Annotated in this window: 13 protein-coding genes; 8 read left to right on the top strand and 5 right to left on the bottom strand. The window is 42.9% G+C overall.

The features are described 5' to 3' along the window. Window positions 1-64: 64 nt before the first annotated feature. The 4 genes from GA693_RS09695 to GA693_RS09680 form a co-directional block, all read right to left on the bottom strand. Complete coding sequence (locus GA693_RS09695; protein ID WP_160240972.1) at window positions 65-919, bottom strand: IclR family transcriptional regulator; 855 nt, start codon at window positions 917-919, stop codon at window positions 65-67. A 141-nt stretch (window positions 920-1,060) separates the two neighbouring features. After that, window positions 1,061-2,269, bottom strand: coding sequence for a 3-oxoadipyl-CoA thiolase (locus tag GA693_RS09690; RefSeq protein WP_160240973.1), 1,209 nt, complete (start codon window positions 2,267-2,269; stop codon window positions 1,061-1,063). 33 nt (window positions 2,270-2,302) lie between these two features. Beyond that, the gene (locus GA693_RS09685; protein WP_160240974.1) at window positions 2,303-3,823 is read right to left on the bottom strand and encodes a 3-hydroxyacyl-CoA dehydrogenase; all 1,521 of its coding nucleotides are present in this window, start codon (window positions 3,821-3,823) and stop codon (window positions 2,303-2,305) included. Between the two features lie 42 nt (window positions 3,824-3,865). After that, window positions 3,866-4,645: an enoyl-CoA hydratase gene (locus GA693_RS09680; protein WP_407646720.1), complete on the bottom strand. Its 780-nt coding sequence runs from the start codon at window positions 4,643-4,645 to the stop codon at window positions 3,866-3,868. 252 nt (window positions 4,646-4,897) lie between these two features. Here GA693_RS09680 and GA693_RS09675 point away from each other — a divergent pair, with 252 nt between their 5' ends. The 8 genes from GA693_RS09675 to GA693_RS09640 all read left to right on the top strand — a co-directional run bounded on the left by GA693_RS09675 (window position 4,898) and on the right by GA693_RS09640 (window position 15,320). Continuing rightward, window positions 4,898-6,052 (top strand): acyl-CoA dehydrogenase family protein, encoded by a 1,155-nt coding sequence (locus GA693_RS09675; RefSeq protein WP_160240975.1) that lies wholly within the window; start codon window positions 4,898-4,900, stop codon window positions 6,050-6,052. Between the two features lie 24 nt (window positions 6,053-6,076). Beyond that, window positions 6,077-7,273 (top strand): acyl-CoA dehydrogenase, encoded by a 1,197-nt coding sequence (locus tag GA693_RS09670; protein WP_160240976.1) that lies wholly within the window; start codon window positions 6,077-6,079, stop codon window positions 7,271-7,273. Window positions 7,274-7,758: 485 nt separating this feature from the next. Next, complete coding sequence (gene badH, locus GA693_RS09665; RefSeq protein WP_160240977.1) at window positions 7,759-8,526, top strand: 2-hydroxycyclohexanecarboxyl-CoA dehydrogenase; 768 nt, start codon at window positions 7,759-7,761, stop codon at window positions 8,524-8,526. Window positions 8,527-8,642: 116 nt separating this feature from the next. Next, complete coding sequence (gene badI / locus GA693_RS09660) at window positions 8,643-9,425, top strand: 2-ketocyclohexanecarboxyl-CoA hydrolase (RefSeq protein WP_160240978.1); 783 nt, start codon at window positions 8,643-8,645, stop codon at window positions 9,423-9,425. Window positions 9,426-9,438: 13 nt separating this feature from the next. Further along, window positions 9,439-10,596 (top strand): cyclohexanecarboxyl-CoA dehydrogenase, encoded by a 1,158-nt coding sequence (gene aliB, locus GA693_RS09655; protein WP_160240979.1) that lies wholly within the window; start codon window positions 9,439-9,441, stop codon window positions 10,594-10,596. Window positions 10,597-10,758: 162 nt separating this feature from the next. Continuing rightward, window positions 10,759-12,396 (top strand): cyclohexanecarboxylate-CoA ligase, encoded by a 1,638-nt coding sequence (gene aliA / locus GA693_RS09650; protein WP_160240980.1) that lies wholly within the window; start codon window positions 10,759-10,761, stop codon window positions 12,394-12,396. 146 nt (window positions 12,397-12,542) lie between these two features. Continuing rightward, entirely contained in the window at window positions 12,543-13,886 is a 1,344-nt protein-coding gene (locus GA693_RS09645; RefSeq protein ID WP_160240981.1) for a DcaP family trimeric outer membrane transporter, read from the top strand. Between the two features lie 1,002 nt (window positions 13,887-14,888). Continuing rightward, window positions 14,889-15,320 (top strand): hypothetical protein, encoded by a 432-nt coding sequence (locus GA693_RS09640; protein ID WP_127801928.1) that lies wholly within the window; start codon window positions 14,889-14,891, stop codon window positions 15,318-15,320. Between the two features lie 118 nt (window positions 15,321-15,438). Here GA693_RS09640 and katE read toward each other — a convergent pair whose 3' ends face one another. Continuing rightward, window positions 15,439-17,565 (bottom strand): catalase HPII, encoded by a 2,127-nt coding sequence (katE, locus tag GA693_RS09635; protein WP_016658604.1) that lies wholly within the window; start codon window positions 17,563-17,565, stop codon window positions 15,439-15,441. Window positions 17,566-17,576 lie beyond the last annotated feature (11 nt).

The raw sequence follows: 17,576 nt of genomic DNA, 5'->3' as shown, positions 1-17,576 counted from the left end.
AGTCAAATCTTAGTCTCGAGTGATCTCACTTACAGAATGACATCGCTAGATTAAAAAAGCCTTTTTAAAGCGCATTTAACGCATCTTCAATATTTTGAACCATGTAAATTAGACGTGGCCCAATTTCATTTTCAAGCTTTTCTTGATTAACCAAATAGCTTGGCGCACCGCAGTTAAAGACCAGTAAACCATGAATTGGATGCACCATAGGTACAGCAACAGAATTGACTTCTTTATGCCATTCACTCAAGGAAAGGCAATAACCATAGTTTTGATAGTCGTGAAATGCACGTTCTAGACCACGTTTCATCATTGGCCATTCATCTGGATGGCGTTTTGATAAGGCTTCCATAATGAAATTGCGTTCGTTTTCAGGCAGTGCAGCCAAACACGCGCGGCCCATTGCAGTATTGTGTAAAGGGATTGTTGAACCAATCGGGCGACGCATGGTCAAATTCGATTCTGCCTGTACCACCTCTAAATACAGCATGTTTAAACGGTCACGCGTTGCCATCGCTACCGGCGCTTGCGCATATTTTGCCATTTCTTCCATATAGGGACGGGCATGGATGCGCGCAGAGATATTTGACAAAGATGCATAGCCCAGTGCCAAAACACCAGTATCTAATGTGTATTTGGTTGAATTGGGTAATTGTTTTAAATAACCAAGGGAAACCAGTGTGTTGGTAATCCGTGCAATCGTAGGCTTGGGTAAGCCGGTTAATTGTGAGAGTTCTTGATTACCGAGAATTTGAGTGGTTGCGGTAAAACAGCGCAGAATTTCTAAGCCGCGTGCAAGAGAGGCAATAAATTGGGGATTATTTTCACGATGGATATGTGAAATTGGATCAAGGCGAATTTCATCTAAATTGATTTTTTTTTCTAATTGCTCAGGAGCAATCTCATCTTGATGATTCATAGTGTTTCATTCATTAGTCAAATAATATATTACGTATAATAACAATAAATTTCGCTATACAAAACTTTTTCAAGATTTGACTTGAAGATAGCTGTATAGCGAATTCTGTTATTTAGCCCAATGTCTATTTTAAAAATGCATTTAATTCAGCTGGGTATTTTCAATCACCATAGCCAAACCTTGTCCAACGCCAATACATAAGCTGATCACAGCATATTTTTTGTTGCGGCGTTTTAATTCACGCGCTGCGGTTAGGGCAAGACGCGCACCCGAGCAGCCCAATGGATGACCAATCGCAATAGCGCCACCATTCGGGTTGACCCGCGGATCATCAAACTCGACATTTAAACCTTTCAGACATGACAGAACTTGCGGAGCAAAGGCCTCATTAATTTCAATAATATCCATGTCATCTAAGCTGAGATTGGCACGTTTTAAAGCTTTATTGATGGCTTGAATAGGACCTGCACCCATGATGCGCGGCTCGATCCCTGACGATGCAGAGGCTAAAATTTTAGCCAGAGGGCGAATACCGTATTTTTCTTCGACACTTTCATTACCAATCAGCAGGGCTGCCGCACCGTCATTCACTCCGGAGGCATTTCCAGCAGTCACGACACCACCTTCAAATAAAGGCTTTAATTTTTGCAAAGCTTCAAAGTTGGATGCAGGACGCGGATGTTCATCTTCATTGACAATTTTCGGCGGCGCTTTACGGCCTTGCGGAACTTCAATCGCTAAAATTTCATCTTTAAAAAAGCCGTCCTGTTTGGCTTGTTCATATTTGGCCTGTGACGCTGCTGCAAAGCGATCGGACTCTTCACGGCTGATGCTATACGTTTCTGCAACATTGTCACCTGTTTCCGGCATGGAGTCATTGCCATATAGTTTGGTTAAGATCGGATTCGGAAAACGCGCGCCTATGGTGGTATCAAAAATTTTCGCCTCACGGCTATAGGCCGATTCAGCTTTGGCCAATACGAAAGGCGCACGGGACATGCTTTCGACACCGCCGGCAATATAAAGACTGCCTTCGCCGCAGTGTATGGCACGGGCTGCATCAACCACTGCGGCTAAACCGCTGGCGCACAAGCGATTGACCGTTTGCGCTGCAACACTGACCGGCAGCTCCGCCAGCAATAAAGCATGACGCGCTACATTTCTGCAATCTTCACCGGCTTGGTTGGTGTTGCCTAAAATCACTTCTTCGATATCTGCAGCATCTATGCCTGTTTTTTGCACTAAGGATTTAATCACCAAAGCAGCCAGATTGTCAGGACGGATGCTGGCAAGACTGCCTGCATGGCGGCCAATTGGGGTGCGTAAACCATCGTAAATATAAGCGTTCATCCTATTCTTTCCTTGAAGTTTTAATTTAAAAATTTATTGTTGATGCATCAGTGATACATTTAGTTTGCAGCGGCGCTGTAACCATGGGCTCGGGCGATAGCGCGGGTCGTGGCTAATGCTGGAGATGCGTTCCAGAATCCGTAATATTTTTTCTTTGCCAATCACATCGCCCCATTCAATCGGGCCAAATGGATAACCCAGTCCAAGCTTCACCGCAGCATTAATATCTTCAACCGTGGCGATTTGCTGCTGTGCCATATCGCATGCCAAATTGACTACCATGGCAAGCACACGCTGCGAGACAAAACCAAGGCTTTCATCAATCACAAGGGTTTCGCAGTCTTGCTGGCTAAATAGATCCAGCGCAGCCTCAATCATTTGCGGTTTTGTGATGAGGCTAGGCATTAAAGTACGGCATTGTTCAAAATTGCCCAGCATATCAATGCAAACCACCTGTTCAGGATTGACCCCTAAACGCAGCGCACTGTGTGTTGCATCGTCACCATAATTGGCGATTAAAATTAAATCCTCGGCATCGGGTTGGATATTTGGATTAATCTGAATATTTTGTTGCGCTAAATATGCAGACAGCTTTTCAAAATCATCGTTAAATTCAGTGCTGAGCCAAACCGTTTTTAGGCCATGACGATTTGCTGCGTATTTTTGAATAACAGGAAGTTCTTGTTTGACTTGATCAATATATTTATAAAATCCTTCGTTTGTTTTACGCCCTAATTTTTTTCCGATCAGCATTTGCTGTGTTAATACATTTGGGCGGTAACGCGGCTCTTGATAATACTGGTTGTAAATCGACAGCATCACAGGATGAGAAACGTCTAATCCGGTGAGATCAAGCAGCTCAAATGGTCCCATTTTAAAACCCAGTGATTTTTTCAAAATCAGGTCAATTTCAGCAATTGAAGCGACATTTTCAGTTAAAATTTTAAGCGCTTCAGTGCCATAAGCCCGGCCTGCATGATTGATAATAAAGCCTGGAGTATCTTTAGTGCGTACCGGGCGATGTCCCATATTGCGGGCAAGTTCTGAGAGCTGTTCTATAATCTGGGTATCGGTATGTAAGCCTTGAATGACTTCGACCACTTTCATTAAAGGGACAGGATTGAAAAAGTGATAGCCAGTCACCCGTTCCGGGTATTGGCATTCAGCGGCAATTTCAGTAATGGACAGGGACGAGGTATTTGACGCCAATATACATTGCGGACTGACAATGCTTTCAAGCTGTTTCATCAGCGTTTGCTTGATGTCCAATTTTTCAATGATGGCTTCAATAATCAAGTCACAAGCATGCAGCTCTTGAATATCTTCGACAATATGTAAGTTGGATAAAGCTTGCTCACGTTCAGTTTGAGAAATTTTATTTTTTTCGACCAGTCGGCTGAAGGTCGCGGTTAATTTTTCATAAGCATTTTTCGCCGCATTGGGCTGTGCATCATATAAGTAAACCGGATGATTGGCTTGAATGGCAATTTGAACAATGCCAATTCCCATGATTCCTGCGCCAATTACGCCAATGTTGTTGATTCGTGCTTCCATGTTGACCTCAATCGCGTTTAATCAATGTTGCGCTGATGTTTGTTATTTACCTTGATAGTACGGTTTACGTTTTTCTAAAAAGGCTGCCATGCCTTCTTTTTGATCTTCAGTACTAAACAGCAATTGAAACGCTTTACGTTCAAGGGTCAGCCCAGCATGCAAAGGCACATCTTCACTGAGTAAAACCGTTTCTTTAATTTGCTCCAGGGCAATTGCAGGAAGCTTGGCAATTTGCTGCGCCATTTTATAAGCTGTATTTAAGGTCTCGGTATCCGCTGTGACTTGAGAAACCAGTCCCATGGCGAAGGCTTCATCTGCAGATACCAAGCAACCCGTCATAATCATGCGCATGGCTTGAAATTTGCCGACTGCACGGACTAGGCGCTGTGTGCCGCCCGCACCGGGCATAATGCCGACTTTAATTTCAGGCTGACCAAATTGTGCACTTTGACCTGCAATAATAATGTCGGCATGCATTGCCAGTTCACAACCACCGCCCAAAGCAAAACCGTTGACTGCGGCAATAATCGGTTTTGGGCAATTGGCAATGGTTTGCCAGTAGCGTTCGGTTCGACGTAAATACACGTCCATTGAACTTGCTTCGGCAAGTTCGGTTAAGTCGGCACCAGCAGCAAAAACATCATCGCCGCCCGTTAAAATAATCACGCGGATATCGTCATTTTCAACCTGCTCGGCAACAGCCTCGGCAAGCATTTTACGCACTTGTGTATTCAGTGCATTTCTTGCTTCAGGGCGGTTAATTTTTATTGTCGCTACTGCAGGAAGTGCATAATCAATCTGAACAACTTTATTTTGATTCACTTTTATAAATTCCGTATAGCAAAATTAAATTTACAAAACAATTTAAGTCAAATTTGTTCGTTGTTCAATCAAAATGGTAGTAAAAAATAAATCATCTTAAAAAAATCGAATTTTTGTAATTATTTTTATAAATATACACAAATTTAATTGTCAGAACAGGGTAATATTGATAATGTATTTCGCATAACGAAATTTAATACCTGTTTTGATAATTAAAGGAAGTCTCATCCTAAAAATGGACTAGGAGAAAAAATGATTCGTGACGAACAGATGTTAGAGCAATTGTTATCGACGCTTCGTGATTTTGTGAAAAATGTATTAAGACCGCTAGAGCATGAAGTTGATGAAACAGATGCGATCCCTGAACATATTGTGCAGCAAATGCGTGAAATGGGGCTTTTTGGTTTAACGATTCCAGAAGAGTTTGGGGGGCTTGGTATTACCATGGAAGAAGAAGTTCGTGTAGCTTTTGAGCTTGGTCATACTTCTGCTGCATTTCGCTCTTTAATCGGAACAAATAACGGGATCGGTTCAAGTGGTATTTTGATCGACGGTACGGAAGAACAGAAACGGAAATATCTGCCGCGCTATGCAAGCGGTGAAATTATCGGTTCATTCTGCTTAACGGAACCAGATTCAGGTTCAGATGCCGCAGCATTAAAAACGTCAGCTGTGAAAGACGGCGACTATTATGTATTAAATGGAACAAAACGTTTTATCACCAATGCTCCGCGTGCACAAACTTTTACTGTTATGGCGCGTACAAATCCTGAAATTAAAGGTGCTGCAGGTATTTCAGCGTTCTTGGTTGAAGCTGGCACTGCAGGTTTGTCATTGGGTAAAATTGATAAAAAGATGGGTCAAAAAGGCTCTTATACCTGTGATGTAATTTTTGATAATTGCCGTGTACATAAAGACCAATTGATTGGCGGTGTTGAAGGCGTGGGCTTTAAAACGGCGATGAAAGTCCTTGATAAAGGACGTTTGCATATTGCTGCCTATAGCGCTGGTATGGCGGAGCGAATGCTTGATGATGCTTTGAATTATGCCATTGAACGTAAGCAATTCGGCCAGCCGATTGCAAATTTCCAGCTCATTCAAGGTATGTTGGCTGACTCTAAAACTGAAATTTATGCAGCCAAATGCATGGTATTAGATGCTGCGCGCCGCCGTGATTTAGGTGAAAACATCAGTACGGAAGCATCGTGCTCGAAAATGTTTGCAACAGAAATGTGTGGCCGTGTTGCAGACCGCTGCTTACAGATTCATGGTGGTGCAGGTTATATCAGTGAGTATTCAATCGAACGCTTTTACCGCGATGTACGTTTGTTCCGTTTATACGAAGGTACCACCCAGATTCAGCAGATTATTATTGCACGTGACATGATCAAAGCAGCGACTGCATAACATGATAAATTGAGGAAAAACAAAATGAAAAATACAAAGTTTAACTGGCAAGACCCGTTTTTAATCGAACAGCAATTGACCTCAGAAGAGCGCATGATCCGTGATGCAGCGGCGGCATACTGTCAGGACAAGCTGATGCCACGAGTACTGGAACAGTTCCGTCATGAGCAGACTGATCCTGCCATTTTCCGTGAGATGGGTGAGCTTGGTTTGCTTGGCCCGACCATACCTGAACAGTACGGCGGTGCAGGTTTGAACTATGTCAGTTATGGTCTGATTGCTCGTGAAGTTGAACGTGTCGATTCAGGTTATCGTTCAATGGCCAGTGTACAAAGTTCACTGGTGATGGTGCCGATTAATGAATTTGGTTCTGAAGAGCAAAAACAGAAGTATTTACCAAAATTAGCCACCGGTGAATACATTGGTTGTTTCGGCCTGACGGAGCCAGATCATGGTTCTGATCCAGGCAGCATGATTACCCGTGCTAAAAAAGTCGATGGTGGTTACCGCTTAACTGGCGCAAAAATGTGGATTACTAACAGTCCGATTGCTGATGTATTTGTGGTCTGGGCCAAAGAAGTCTCTGCTGAAGGCAATGTCGGTGACATTCGTGGCTTTATTTTGGAAAAAGGTTGGGAAGGGCTTTCTGCTCCAGCAATTCACGGTAAAGTGGGCTTGCGTGCCTCGATCACTGGTGAAATCGTGATGGATAACGTTTTTGTTCCTGAAGAAAATGCTTTCCCTGAAATACGTGGATTGCGTGGTCCATTTACCTGTCTAAACAGTGCCCGTTACGGTATTGCTTGGGGGGCGATGGGTGCTGCAGAATTCTGTTGGCATACGGCACATCAATACACTATGGATCGAAAGCAATTTGGTCGTCCCTTAGCTGCGAATCAGTTAATTCAAAAAAAACTGGCCGATATGCAAACTGAAATCGCTCTTGGCTTACAGGTGGCTTTACGTTTTGGTCGTATGAAAGATGAAGGCATTGCATCAGTTGAAGGTACGTCTTTAATTAAGCGTAATAACTGCGGTAAGGCACTGGATATTGCACGTTTGGCACGTGACATGATGGGTGGTAACGGGATTTCTGATGAGTTTGGTGTAGCCCGTCATCTGGTCAACCTGGAAGTCGTGAATACCTATGAAGGTACACATGATGTGCATGCATTAATTCTTGGGCGAGCGCAAACGGGTATACCAGCATTTTGTAATTGATCCGTAAGGGGGTACTTTTAAAAGAACACAGCAATCCATTGTTTAAATACACAATGGGTAGTTGAGTGTTATTTTTCAATCTGTTTTTTTTAAAGGCATTACTTTCGTTGTAGTGCCTTTTTTATGCCAATTGGACAGTTTAAAACATTTTTATTATAAAAAATATTAAATTTCATTATGCGGAATATTTTAATATTTGAGTCAAATTTTAAAACTTATATGCATAAATAAAGACGCTATTTTTAAAGTTTAATTATTTTGAAATTAATAACATCCAGATATGTAACAAAATATTGCAAATAATAACCTTTATTTTGAATAATAAACATAAATAACAATGAGATATGTTTCTATGAATGGAATTAATTAAGTTTCGTATAGCAAAATATAACAATGAATAATTGAAATTAATTTTCTTTTTGTCTATGTTAGATTTATCGATGAGAAGATCATAATTCCGAATAACACGAAGAAAGGATACTGGTATGAAAGGCCTAAAAGATAAAGTCATTATTGTAACAGGCGGTGCTGGCGGTATCGGCAGTGCAACATGTAAACGCTTGGCGCAGGAAGGCGCAAAAGTTGCGGTATTTGACATGAATATTGACGCTGCGCAAAAGGTGGTAACGGATATTCAAAATGCAGGCGGGAATGCACTCGCAGTGCAGTGCGATATTACCAATAAAGAAGTTGTTGATCAGGCGATTGTGCAAACAGAAGCCGAGCTTGGCCCAATCAATGGTCTTGTAAACAATGCAGGTTGGGATATCTTCAAACCATTTATTAAATCTGTTCCTGACGAGTGGGAAAAACTGATTCAAATTAATTTAGTCGGCATGCTGAACATGCACCACGCTGTACTCAAAGGCATGGTTGAGCGCAATCAAGGACGTATTGTGAATATTGCATCAGATGCAGCGCGTGTGGGCTCATCAGGCGAAGCGGTATATGCAGCGTGTAAGGGTGGATTGCTTTCTTTCTCTAAAACTTTAGCGCGTGAGCATTCGCGCAATAACATTACGGTCAATGTCATTTGTCCAGGCCCAACAGATACAGCACTTTTAGCTGGCGTAACTGAAGGTGCATCAAATCCTGAAAAACTTCGTGAAGCATTTACTCGTGCTATCCCGCTAGGCCGTTTAGGTCAGCCGGATGATCTTGCTTCATCTATCGCATTTTTCTTAAGTGATGACGCAAGCTTCATTACAGGACAAGTCCTGAGTGTTTCTGGTGGTTTAACCATGAATGGTTAAGTGGCTTGCAACGCGCCGAGTTAAGTACTGAGCGATGGACACTACTGAATGTGCAAGTCCTAAAAAAATATATGAAGTAAAAAGTTAAAAGCAGTTTTCAAGGAAAGGAAAAGATCATGAATTTTGAAGATATTTTATACGAAGTAAAAAATGGCGTGGCATGGATCACCATTAACCGCCCAGAAAAAATGAATGCTTTTCGCGGACAAACCTGTGATGAAATTATCCGTGCACTCAACAAAGCCGGCTATGACCGTGAAATCGGTGCCATCGTACTGACGGGCGCGGGCGAAAAAGCCTTCTGTACTGGTGGAGATCAATCTGCACATGATGGTAATTATGATGGCCGTGGCACGATTGGCTTGCCAATGGAAGAATTACATACTGCGATCCGAGATGTACCGAAACCTGTGATTGCCCGCGTACAAGGCTATGCGATTGGTGGCGGCAACGTTCTGGCAACGATTTGTGACCTGACCATCTGTTCAGACAAAGCTATTTTTGGTCAGGTAGGCCCGAAAATGGGTTCGGTCGATCCTGGCTATGGTACTGCCTACTTGGCTCGTGTGGTCGGTGAGAAAAAAGCCCGTGAAATCTGGTATATGTGCCGTCGTTATAGCGGGCAAGAAGCAGTTGAAATAGGTTTAGCCAATAAATGTGTCCCAGCCGATCAACTGGATACCGAAGTACAGGCATGGGCTGAAGAAATCTGTCAGCGTAGTCCGACTGCGATTGCCATTGCCAAGCGTAGTTTCAACATGGATACTGCGCATCAGGCAGGTATTGCAGGCATGGGCATGTATGCACTGAAACTGTATTACGACACCGAAGAATCACGTGAAGGTGTTAATGCACTGAAAGAAAAACGTCAGCCCGAATTCCGTAAATTCTTTAAGTAAGGAGAAACAAACCATGAGTAAAAATCCTTACATCTCTGAAGATTTAGAGTTTTTAGCCGAAACTGTTGAAAAATTTGCGCAAAAGTATATTGCTCCAGGTTTTTTAGAACGTGATCAAAGCCGAATTTTTGATCGTGATTTAGTTAAAAAAATGGGTGAAATGGGCTTTATTGCACCGGAACTTCCAGAACAATATGGCGGCCAAGGTATGGGGCGTCTGGCTGCGGGCGTTATTCATGAAGCGGTGGCCAAAGCAGATTTAAGTTTCTCCTATATTAATTTGTTGGCTTCTTTAAATGGTCAGATTCTGGCAGAACATGGTCAACCGGACGTGGTTGAACCGTGGCTCAGAAAACTAACGGCGGGTGAAGCCATCTTTTCAATCGCCCTGACCGAGCCACGTGGTGGTTCAGATGCAGCTAATTTACGTTTAAAAATCGAACGTGATGGCGATGAATATGTGATTAATGGCGAAAAGACTTCCATTTCTGCGGCTGATCAGGCTGATGCATCTGTGGTATTTGGTCGTACCGGTTCAATTGAAGATGGTGCACATGGTGTAACGGCTTTACTGGTACCGATGAATTTACCAGGCATTAGTACCACGCGTTTTGACTGTCATGGGCAGCGTGCGATTGGTCGCGGTTCAATTTTCTTTGATAACGTTCGGGTTCCAGTCAATCACCGTCTGGGTGATGAAAACAAGGGGTTTGTGCAAGTCATGCAAGGTTTTGACTTTTCACGTGCCCTGATTGGTTTGCAGGTTTTAGCCGTGGCACGTGTCAGTCTGGATGAAGCCTGGGAATATGCAGCACAGCGTGAAGCTTTTGGTCAGCCACTTAGCGCATTTCAGGGAGTATCTCATCCATTAGCCGAGTATGAAACCCAGGTTGAAGCAGCTCGTTTATTGTGTTTGCAAACCTTATGGTTGAAAGATAATAACTTGCCGCATACCTCTGAAGCTGGCATGTGTAAATGGTGGGGACCAAAACTGGCCTATGACGTGATTCATCAATGTTTACTGACCTTTGGTCATGCCGGTTATGACCGCGGTGTAATGGAACAGCGAATGCGCGACGTACTGGGCTTTCAGATTGGTGATGGAACAGCACAGATCATGAAAACCATTATTGCGCGTAAAAAGGCTGGGCGTAAAGCTGTTCCAGCTTGATGTAAACCGATGACGTGGATGCGTGATCAATCCTGCAGATGACACAAATAGAAGTTTGAGTCATCTGCATAGCAGAGTTTGTATCTGCAATTTTCGGGCTGACGACGATTGTGCGGTCTGACCAAGAGAACAGGTAGATAATTATAAAATTGGAGTTATAGAATGGATTTCGATGCGGTTCTTTTACCCCCACGCCGGGAAAAAATGTTGCAACAAGGTTATTGGTTAAATAAGACCATTCTTCAATCATTGAATGAAGCGGTACATCAACATCCTGATAAAGTCGCCTTGGTCAGTTATAAAACTGAAGATCAGTCTGAAACAAGCTTTAGCTACCGGGAAATGCTGCATACAGCCAATAAAATCTCTTTGGGACTGAAGCGTTTAGGCGTGCAGAAACAGGATATCGTTTCTTGCCAGTTACCCAATTGGTGGGAGTTTACGCTATTGTATATTGCGTGTCGTCGGATTGGTGCCATCCTGAATCCGCTGATGCCGATTTTCCGAGAGCGTGAGCTTTCATTTATGCTGAAACATACGGAAAGTAAGGTCTTTATCGTACCGAAAGTGTTCCGTAAGTTTGACCATGAAAAACTGGCCGATCAATTACAGAAAAATATTGAGAGCCTGGAACAGATTATTGTCGTCGGTGGTGAAGGCGAGAACAGTTTTGAAAATTTATTGCTTAACCATGGACTGGATCAAGATCCACAAATCCTGAATACCCTGAATGATGTCACCATCACAGCCGATGATATTGCACAACTGGTGTTTACCTCAGGTACCACAGGTGAACCCAAAGGTGTGATGCATACTGCGAACACTTTATTTTCCAATATCGTACCTTATGCCAAGCGTTTGCATTTAAACCAGAATGATGTGATTTTCATGGGATCACCGATGGCACATCAAACTGGCTTTATGTATGGCCTGATCATGCCAGTGCTGTTAAAAGCCAAAGCGGTATTGCTGGATGTCTGGGAGGTCAATACTGCCATTGATCTGATTCACAAGCATCAGGCGACCTTCACCATGGCTTCGACGCCATTCTTAAATGACTTATCTGAAGCGGTACTCAATAGTCACAAATCTTTAGATAGTTTGAAAATATTCCTGTGTGCAGGCGCACCTATTCCAAGCACGCTGGTACAAAAAGCGCGTCAAAACATCGGTGTGAAAGTGATTTCCGCTTGGGGCATGACCGAGTGTGGTGCTGTGACTACGACTCGTCCGGAAGATGATGATGAGCGTTCATTTAATACTGATGGTCTGCCACTTCCTGGTGTTGAAGTCAAAGTGGTGGGGGATGATGGCGAGGAATTAGCACCGCATCAATCAGGCACACTAATGATCCGGAGTTGTTCGAATTTTGGTGGCTATCTGAAACGCCCGCATTTAAATGAAACCAGTGAAGATGACTGGTTTGATACCGGTGATATTGCCTACCTGGACGAGCAGGGTTATATTCGCATTGCCGGACGTAAAAAAGATGTAATTATTCGCGGTGGTGAAAATATTCCGGTGGCCGAAGTTGAATCGTTGATCTACCTGCATCCAGATGTAGCGACCGTGGCATTAATTCCGTATGCAGATGAACGGCTGGGTGAAAAAGCCTGTGCCATTGTGAAGCTGAAAGAAGGTGCACCGCATATGGTATTAAAGGATCTGATCGATTTCCTGAAATCCCATAATCTGGCAATCCAGTATATTCCAGAGCGTTTAGAGGTCTGGGAAGAAATTCCGATGACCCCATCGGGGAAAATCCAAAAATTCAAAATCCGTGAATTATTAAAGAATTAACAAATACATAGACGTATTTCATTCAGCAAAATCCAAACAAGTCTATTCGATAAATATCATTTTTATATTTATCAATGGCTTTGTTTGACCTGAAAAAATTGTGTGTATCCAGAATTAAACATTTGGGGAATAAAGGGATTTCTACCATGAAAAAAAATGTACAGCTTTTTGCTAAAAGCACTTTGACTTTATCCATATTGGTTTTCACCTCATTGGCTCATGCTAACGTGAGTCTGGAGCAGCAAGTTGCACAATTGCAGCAGCAGGTTCAAGCTCTGCAGGAATTGGTGCAACAACAGCAAAAAGCCAATGATCAAAAATTCAATGAACAAAAAATGGCAGCCGCATCTGTATTGGTTGAAAATGGTGCACAACAAAAATCAGTCGTACCTGTTTTAAAACATACGACAAAGGGCGGTGCTGAATTTGAGCTCTACGGCAATGTGCGCGCGGACATGAGCTATCAAATGAAAGGTCCGAATACGATGTATAACTTAATCAGTGCTGTACCGCTGGAAGGAACAGAGGCTGAACACAAAAACTCGGATAAATTTCAAAGCACCTTAAATGCCACACGTTTCGGCTTTAATTTTAAAACACCTCAACTTGGCGAGCATGCTATTGGAGGTAAAGTGGAAATGGACTTTTTTGGCGGAGCTGGGCGCGATACCTTCCGTATTCGTCATGCCTATATGACGTATGATCAGTGGCTTTTGGGTCAAACATGGTCTAACTTTAACGCTGTGGAATATTTCCCTGAAACAGTAGATGCATCACTTTCTGTCGGTGGGTCATTAACCCGTGTACCGCAAATCAAATATTCGGTCCCTGTGAATCCACATCTGAATTTGGCCTTTAGCTTGGAAGATTCGAAAGCTGAAACGGTGACACGTACAGGTACGCAGAATTTTACAACTGACCCCGATGCGAAATTAAAACTGCCATCAGCAACCGGACGCGTGAATTATAAATTTGATAATGGTTCAGCGCTTTCTGGACGTGCTTTTGTGACTCAAAAAGCGACCAATCATGAAGGCAATGATGATTTCCTGGCTTGGGGTGTAGCATTAGGCGGAAAATATCAAGCTGCGGAAAATACCTTGGTTCGCTTTGACTACAATCATATTAAAGGGGACACCAAAAACTTGCTTTGGTCTAATATGGCATATGTGTTTGATGACAATAATAAAATGCGTGCTAATCAGTTCGATGCCATTAGTGTCGGTTTAACCCAAAAAATTACGTCTAAAATCCGCTCAACATTAGGTTTTGGCTATATGAAGGCAGATGATAATAATAGCTTTGCACAGCTGGTACGTAATGATGAAACCCAAAATTCCGAGCTAAAAGAAGGCTGGATTAACTTATTCTACAATCCAGTGAAACCGGTGAATTTTGGTCTGGAGTATATGTATGGTGAACGTAAAACATTTAATGATAAAAAGGGTATAGATAATCGACTGAATTTCACAGCAATTTATGATTTTTAAAACAATTTTATGTAGATGTGGCTTTGTTGCATAAATATGTAAGCATCTGATTTAAATAAATTTAATTTTGGATCAAAAAATAATCAAAACTTTTAAAATCATATAGTTATGAAATCTTTGTGCAACAAAGCCATTTTAAGTTATGAATTCCCTGTCTTTGCTACACATTTTGAAATGTGTAGATATTGAAGATTTAACCTATTTTTAAAGATCAATTAGCTAAAGAAGTCGTGGCTTGTAGGACTTTCGCTATTATTTCCCAACCTAGTTTTCTTTTATTTGTACTCTACTAACTTTCTTATAATAAGCGATTTTTTACACCATTTTTACACCTTATTATTTTTAATTAAATTTAAGTTTTTGTATTTTAATATTTATTTTATGGTGTCCAATCCATCATGGGGGCCACGGAAATTCTTGGCAGTTGGATATTTTCAAGCGTATTTACATTTGACATTCAACAGCAAACCTTGCAACGACGGGAAACAAAACTGAGGCGCTATTCGCACAGATCGGGCAGCACAGGGTAGAGGGTTTTACTCACATCCACCGGGCGTGCAGGGGCGAGATAGTAGCACAAAATCCGGCTGACGAAAAAAGATTGTTATTGGCTGTCCGCAGGCGTGCGGGTGAATATCCATATTTTAGCTTGCTGCTATTTTAACTGTTATATTGTTAAAATATAAATTATAATTATTGATATTAAGTTTAAGTTATTTTATAAATTAAATGAATACTCCCGAAAATGATCTTTAAATTCAATTAGAATATATAATCAAAATACATATAATCCTCTTAAGCAAAATAAAAATAATAAAATTAATTCACTGGAAAAATTGACAATCAGTTCGCAAATTATAGTTATTCTTTGATTTGTTTAAAAAATATGTAATTCCAATGTAACAAGACGCGCTTTTCTTGCAAAATATCTATTAAATACTACATAAAATTACGTAAAATCCTTCAATATCACTATATTCAGAATAATAAATGGATGATCGTATGCCCCAGTATATTAAACTTTCTGAAATAATCTATAGAAATGTCGAGCGAAATAAGGACTTTAGAGGAGATATTATCAATGATTTAAATATGTTAATGATTGAGCTGCGTGCTGAAATCAAAAAAACACGTCTTAAATTATTGGTCAATTGCATCGACTTTAATGAGCTGATGGTCAACCCTTTATATGCCAACGAGCTGAAACTGGACTTGAGCATTGTGCCGAAAAGCAGCAATAAAGAAGAGTTTATACTCTGGTTGGCGACATTTATTCAGAAAATTACCGTTGATGAAGATCAGCCGAAGACCCCAAAGGGAAAGAAGATCAAAGTGCCCTTAATGAGCTTAGAACCGCTGGATATTGCAGCCCCTCCACAGATCTCGAGTGACAAGGAGCTGGAGCGGTATCAAACGGCGCAGATTGCAGATTAAGGTGAGAGGAAAGCACTATGTACATCAAGTTTTAATCTGAATCTCATCCATCTATTCAAACAAAAGGGAAGCCATTGGCTTCCCTTTTGTTGATTCAGCTTGTATGAGTGCAGGACAATTAAGCCGGAATAGATTCTGCAATGGCTTCACGTGCCCAGACCCGGTTATGACGAATCGCTTCTTTAAAGCCTTCCGCCACATTCTGGAAACTGGCATCGCTAAATACGCCTTCATCTGGTGGTAGACGCAGATGCTCCAGCAACTCGGCTTTATCCCCTAACAGTACCACCGGTTTCAGATGCTTATAGGCTTCAATCACATAATGGCAGGCCACACCATCGCGCTTAAAGGCATCCAGATTGTTGCCATCCAGCACAATCACTGCATCATACAGCACTGAGGGTTCGGCCTGCTGCATCCCATCAGATGGAATCATGTCATCTTCAATGGTGGTGGTTGGGGCAGGGGTGGGCGTCAGAAAATCCAGCATCACATTTTCTTTTAAGGCCCATTGATGAATCGGCTCAATATTGTCGGTGGCGGCATGGGGATGTACCAGTACCGCGATTTTACGGCCTTCAATATTCGGCGGTAAAAATGCCGTCATGGATAACTTGGCTGAGGTTTTTTCCTCGGGTAGATCAGGCGGCAGCTGGCTTTCATCTAGTGCAATGCCGAGTTTATCGGCGACCATTTTGGCCAGATTGGCATCAATATTGGCCAGCATATTGTGCACCACACGCTCACGGATAGGTTTGCGCTGCACTTTACTCAGCTCAAAGACATAGGCATCGACCACGTGTTTCTGTTCAGGCAGGCTCAGGCTTTTGAAATACAGACGCACCTGCGAAAAGTGATCGCTAAAGGATGGACTGCGCTGACGGATTTTATGCCCGTCAATGCGTTCCTGATAGCTTTCAAAACCGCCACCTTTGGCTGCGGGTGGGGTTTCTCGTGGCCAGTCATTGTCAATCGAGTTGGGCTGATACGCCGCCTGACCGCGATGAACCCGGCTCTGATGGATGCCATCGCGCTGGTTATTGTGAAACGGACACACCGCCTGGTTAATCGGCAGCTGATGGAAGTTCGGACCCCCTAAACGGCTGAGCTGGGTATCGGTATAGGAGAAAATCCGCGCCTGCAGCAGTGGGTCATTGGTGAAGTCGATTCCCGGCACAATATGCGCCGGACAGAAGGCGACCTGTTCGGTTTCATCAAAGAAATTGTCAATATTGCGGTTGAGCACCATCCGGCCAATCGGAATGACCGGCACCAGTTCTTCCGGAATCAGCTTGGTCGGATCAAGCAGGTCGAAGTCAAAGCTCATTTCATCTTCCTGCTCCACAATCTGCACACCCAGTTCCCATTCCGGATAGAAACCGTTCTCGATGGCCTGATACAAATCGCGGCGATGATAATCCGGGTCTTTCCCGGCAATTTTCTGTGCTTCATCCCAGACCAAGGCGGCCATACCCTGTTTCGGGGTCCAGTGGAATTTCACAAACACCGATTTGTTTTCGGCATTAATAAAGCGGTAGGTATGTACGCCAAAGCCCTGCATACTACGGAAGTTTTTTGGAATACCACGGTCGGAAATGGCCCAGATCACCGCATGTGAGCTTTCTGGCACCAGCGAAACAAAGTCCCAGAAGGTGTCATGTGCACTGGCACCGGTTGGAATTTCGGTATCCGGTTCCGGTTTTAAGGCATGCACAAAATCCGGGAATTTCATGCCATCCTGAATAAAGAACACCGGGGCATTGTTGCAGACCATGTCATAAATGCCTTCCTGGGTATAGAACTTGATGGCAAAGCCGCGAATATCGCGTACCGTATCTGCCGAGCCGCGCGGCCCTTGTACGGTCGAGAAGCGTACAAAGACTGGCGTTTTATGTTCTGGGGTAGTTAGAAAATGGGCTTTGGTATATTTTTCATTGCCCGGATAGGCTTCAAAATAACCATGCGCACCGGTGCCACGCGCATGCACAATACGCTCCGGAATCCGTTCATGGTCAAAGTGGGTCATTTTTTCATGAAAAATAAAATCTTCGAGCAGGGTGGCCCCGCGAATGCCAGCTCTGAGGCTGTTCTGGTTATCGGCAATTTTAACGCCCTGATTGGTGGTGAGCGCCTGTTGTGTCGCATCACTGCGATACGGGTCTAATTGAACGGATTTATCATTACTGTTCTGTCGGTTTGCCGCATCTGCGCCGGCCATTTCACTCGGTTGTTGATCTTTTTTCATTGTTGCTGTTC

Origin of the sequence: Acinetobacter indicus, assembly GCF_009914475.1 — a bacterium.
GTDB classification, from domain to species: Bacteria; Pseudomonadota; Gammaproteobacteria; order Pseudomonadales; family Moraxellaceae; genus Acinetobacter; species Acinetobacter indicus.
This window is presented reverse-complemented; position numbering and strand designations above follow the sequence as displayed.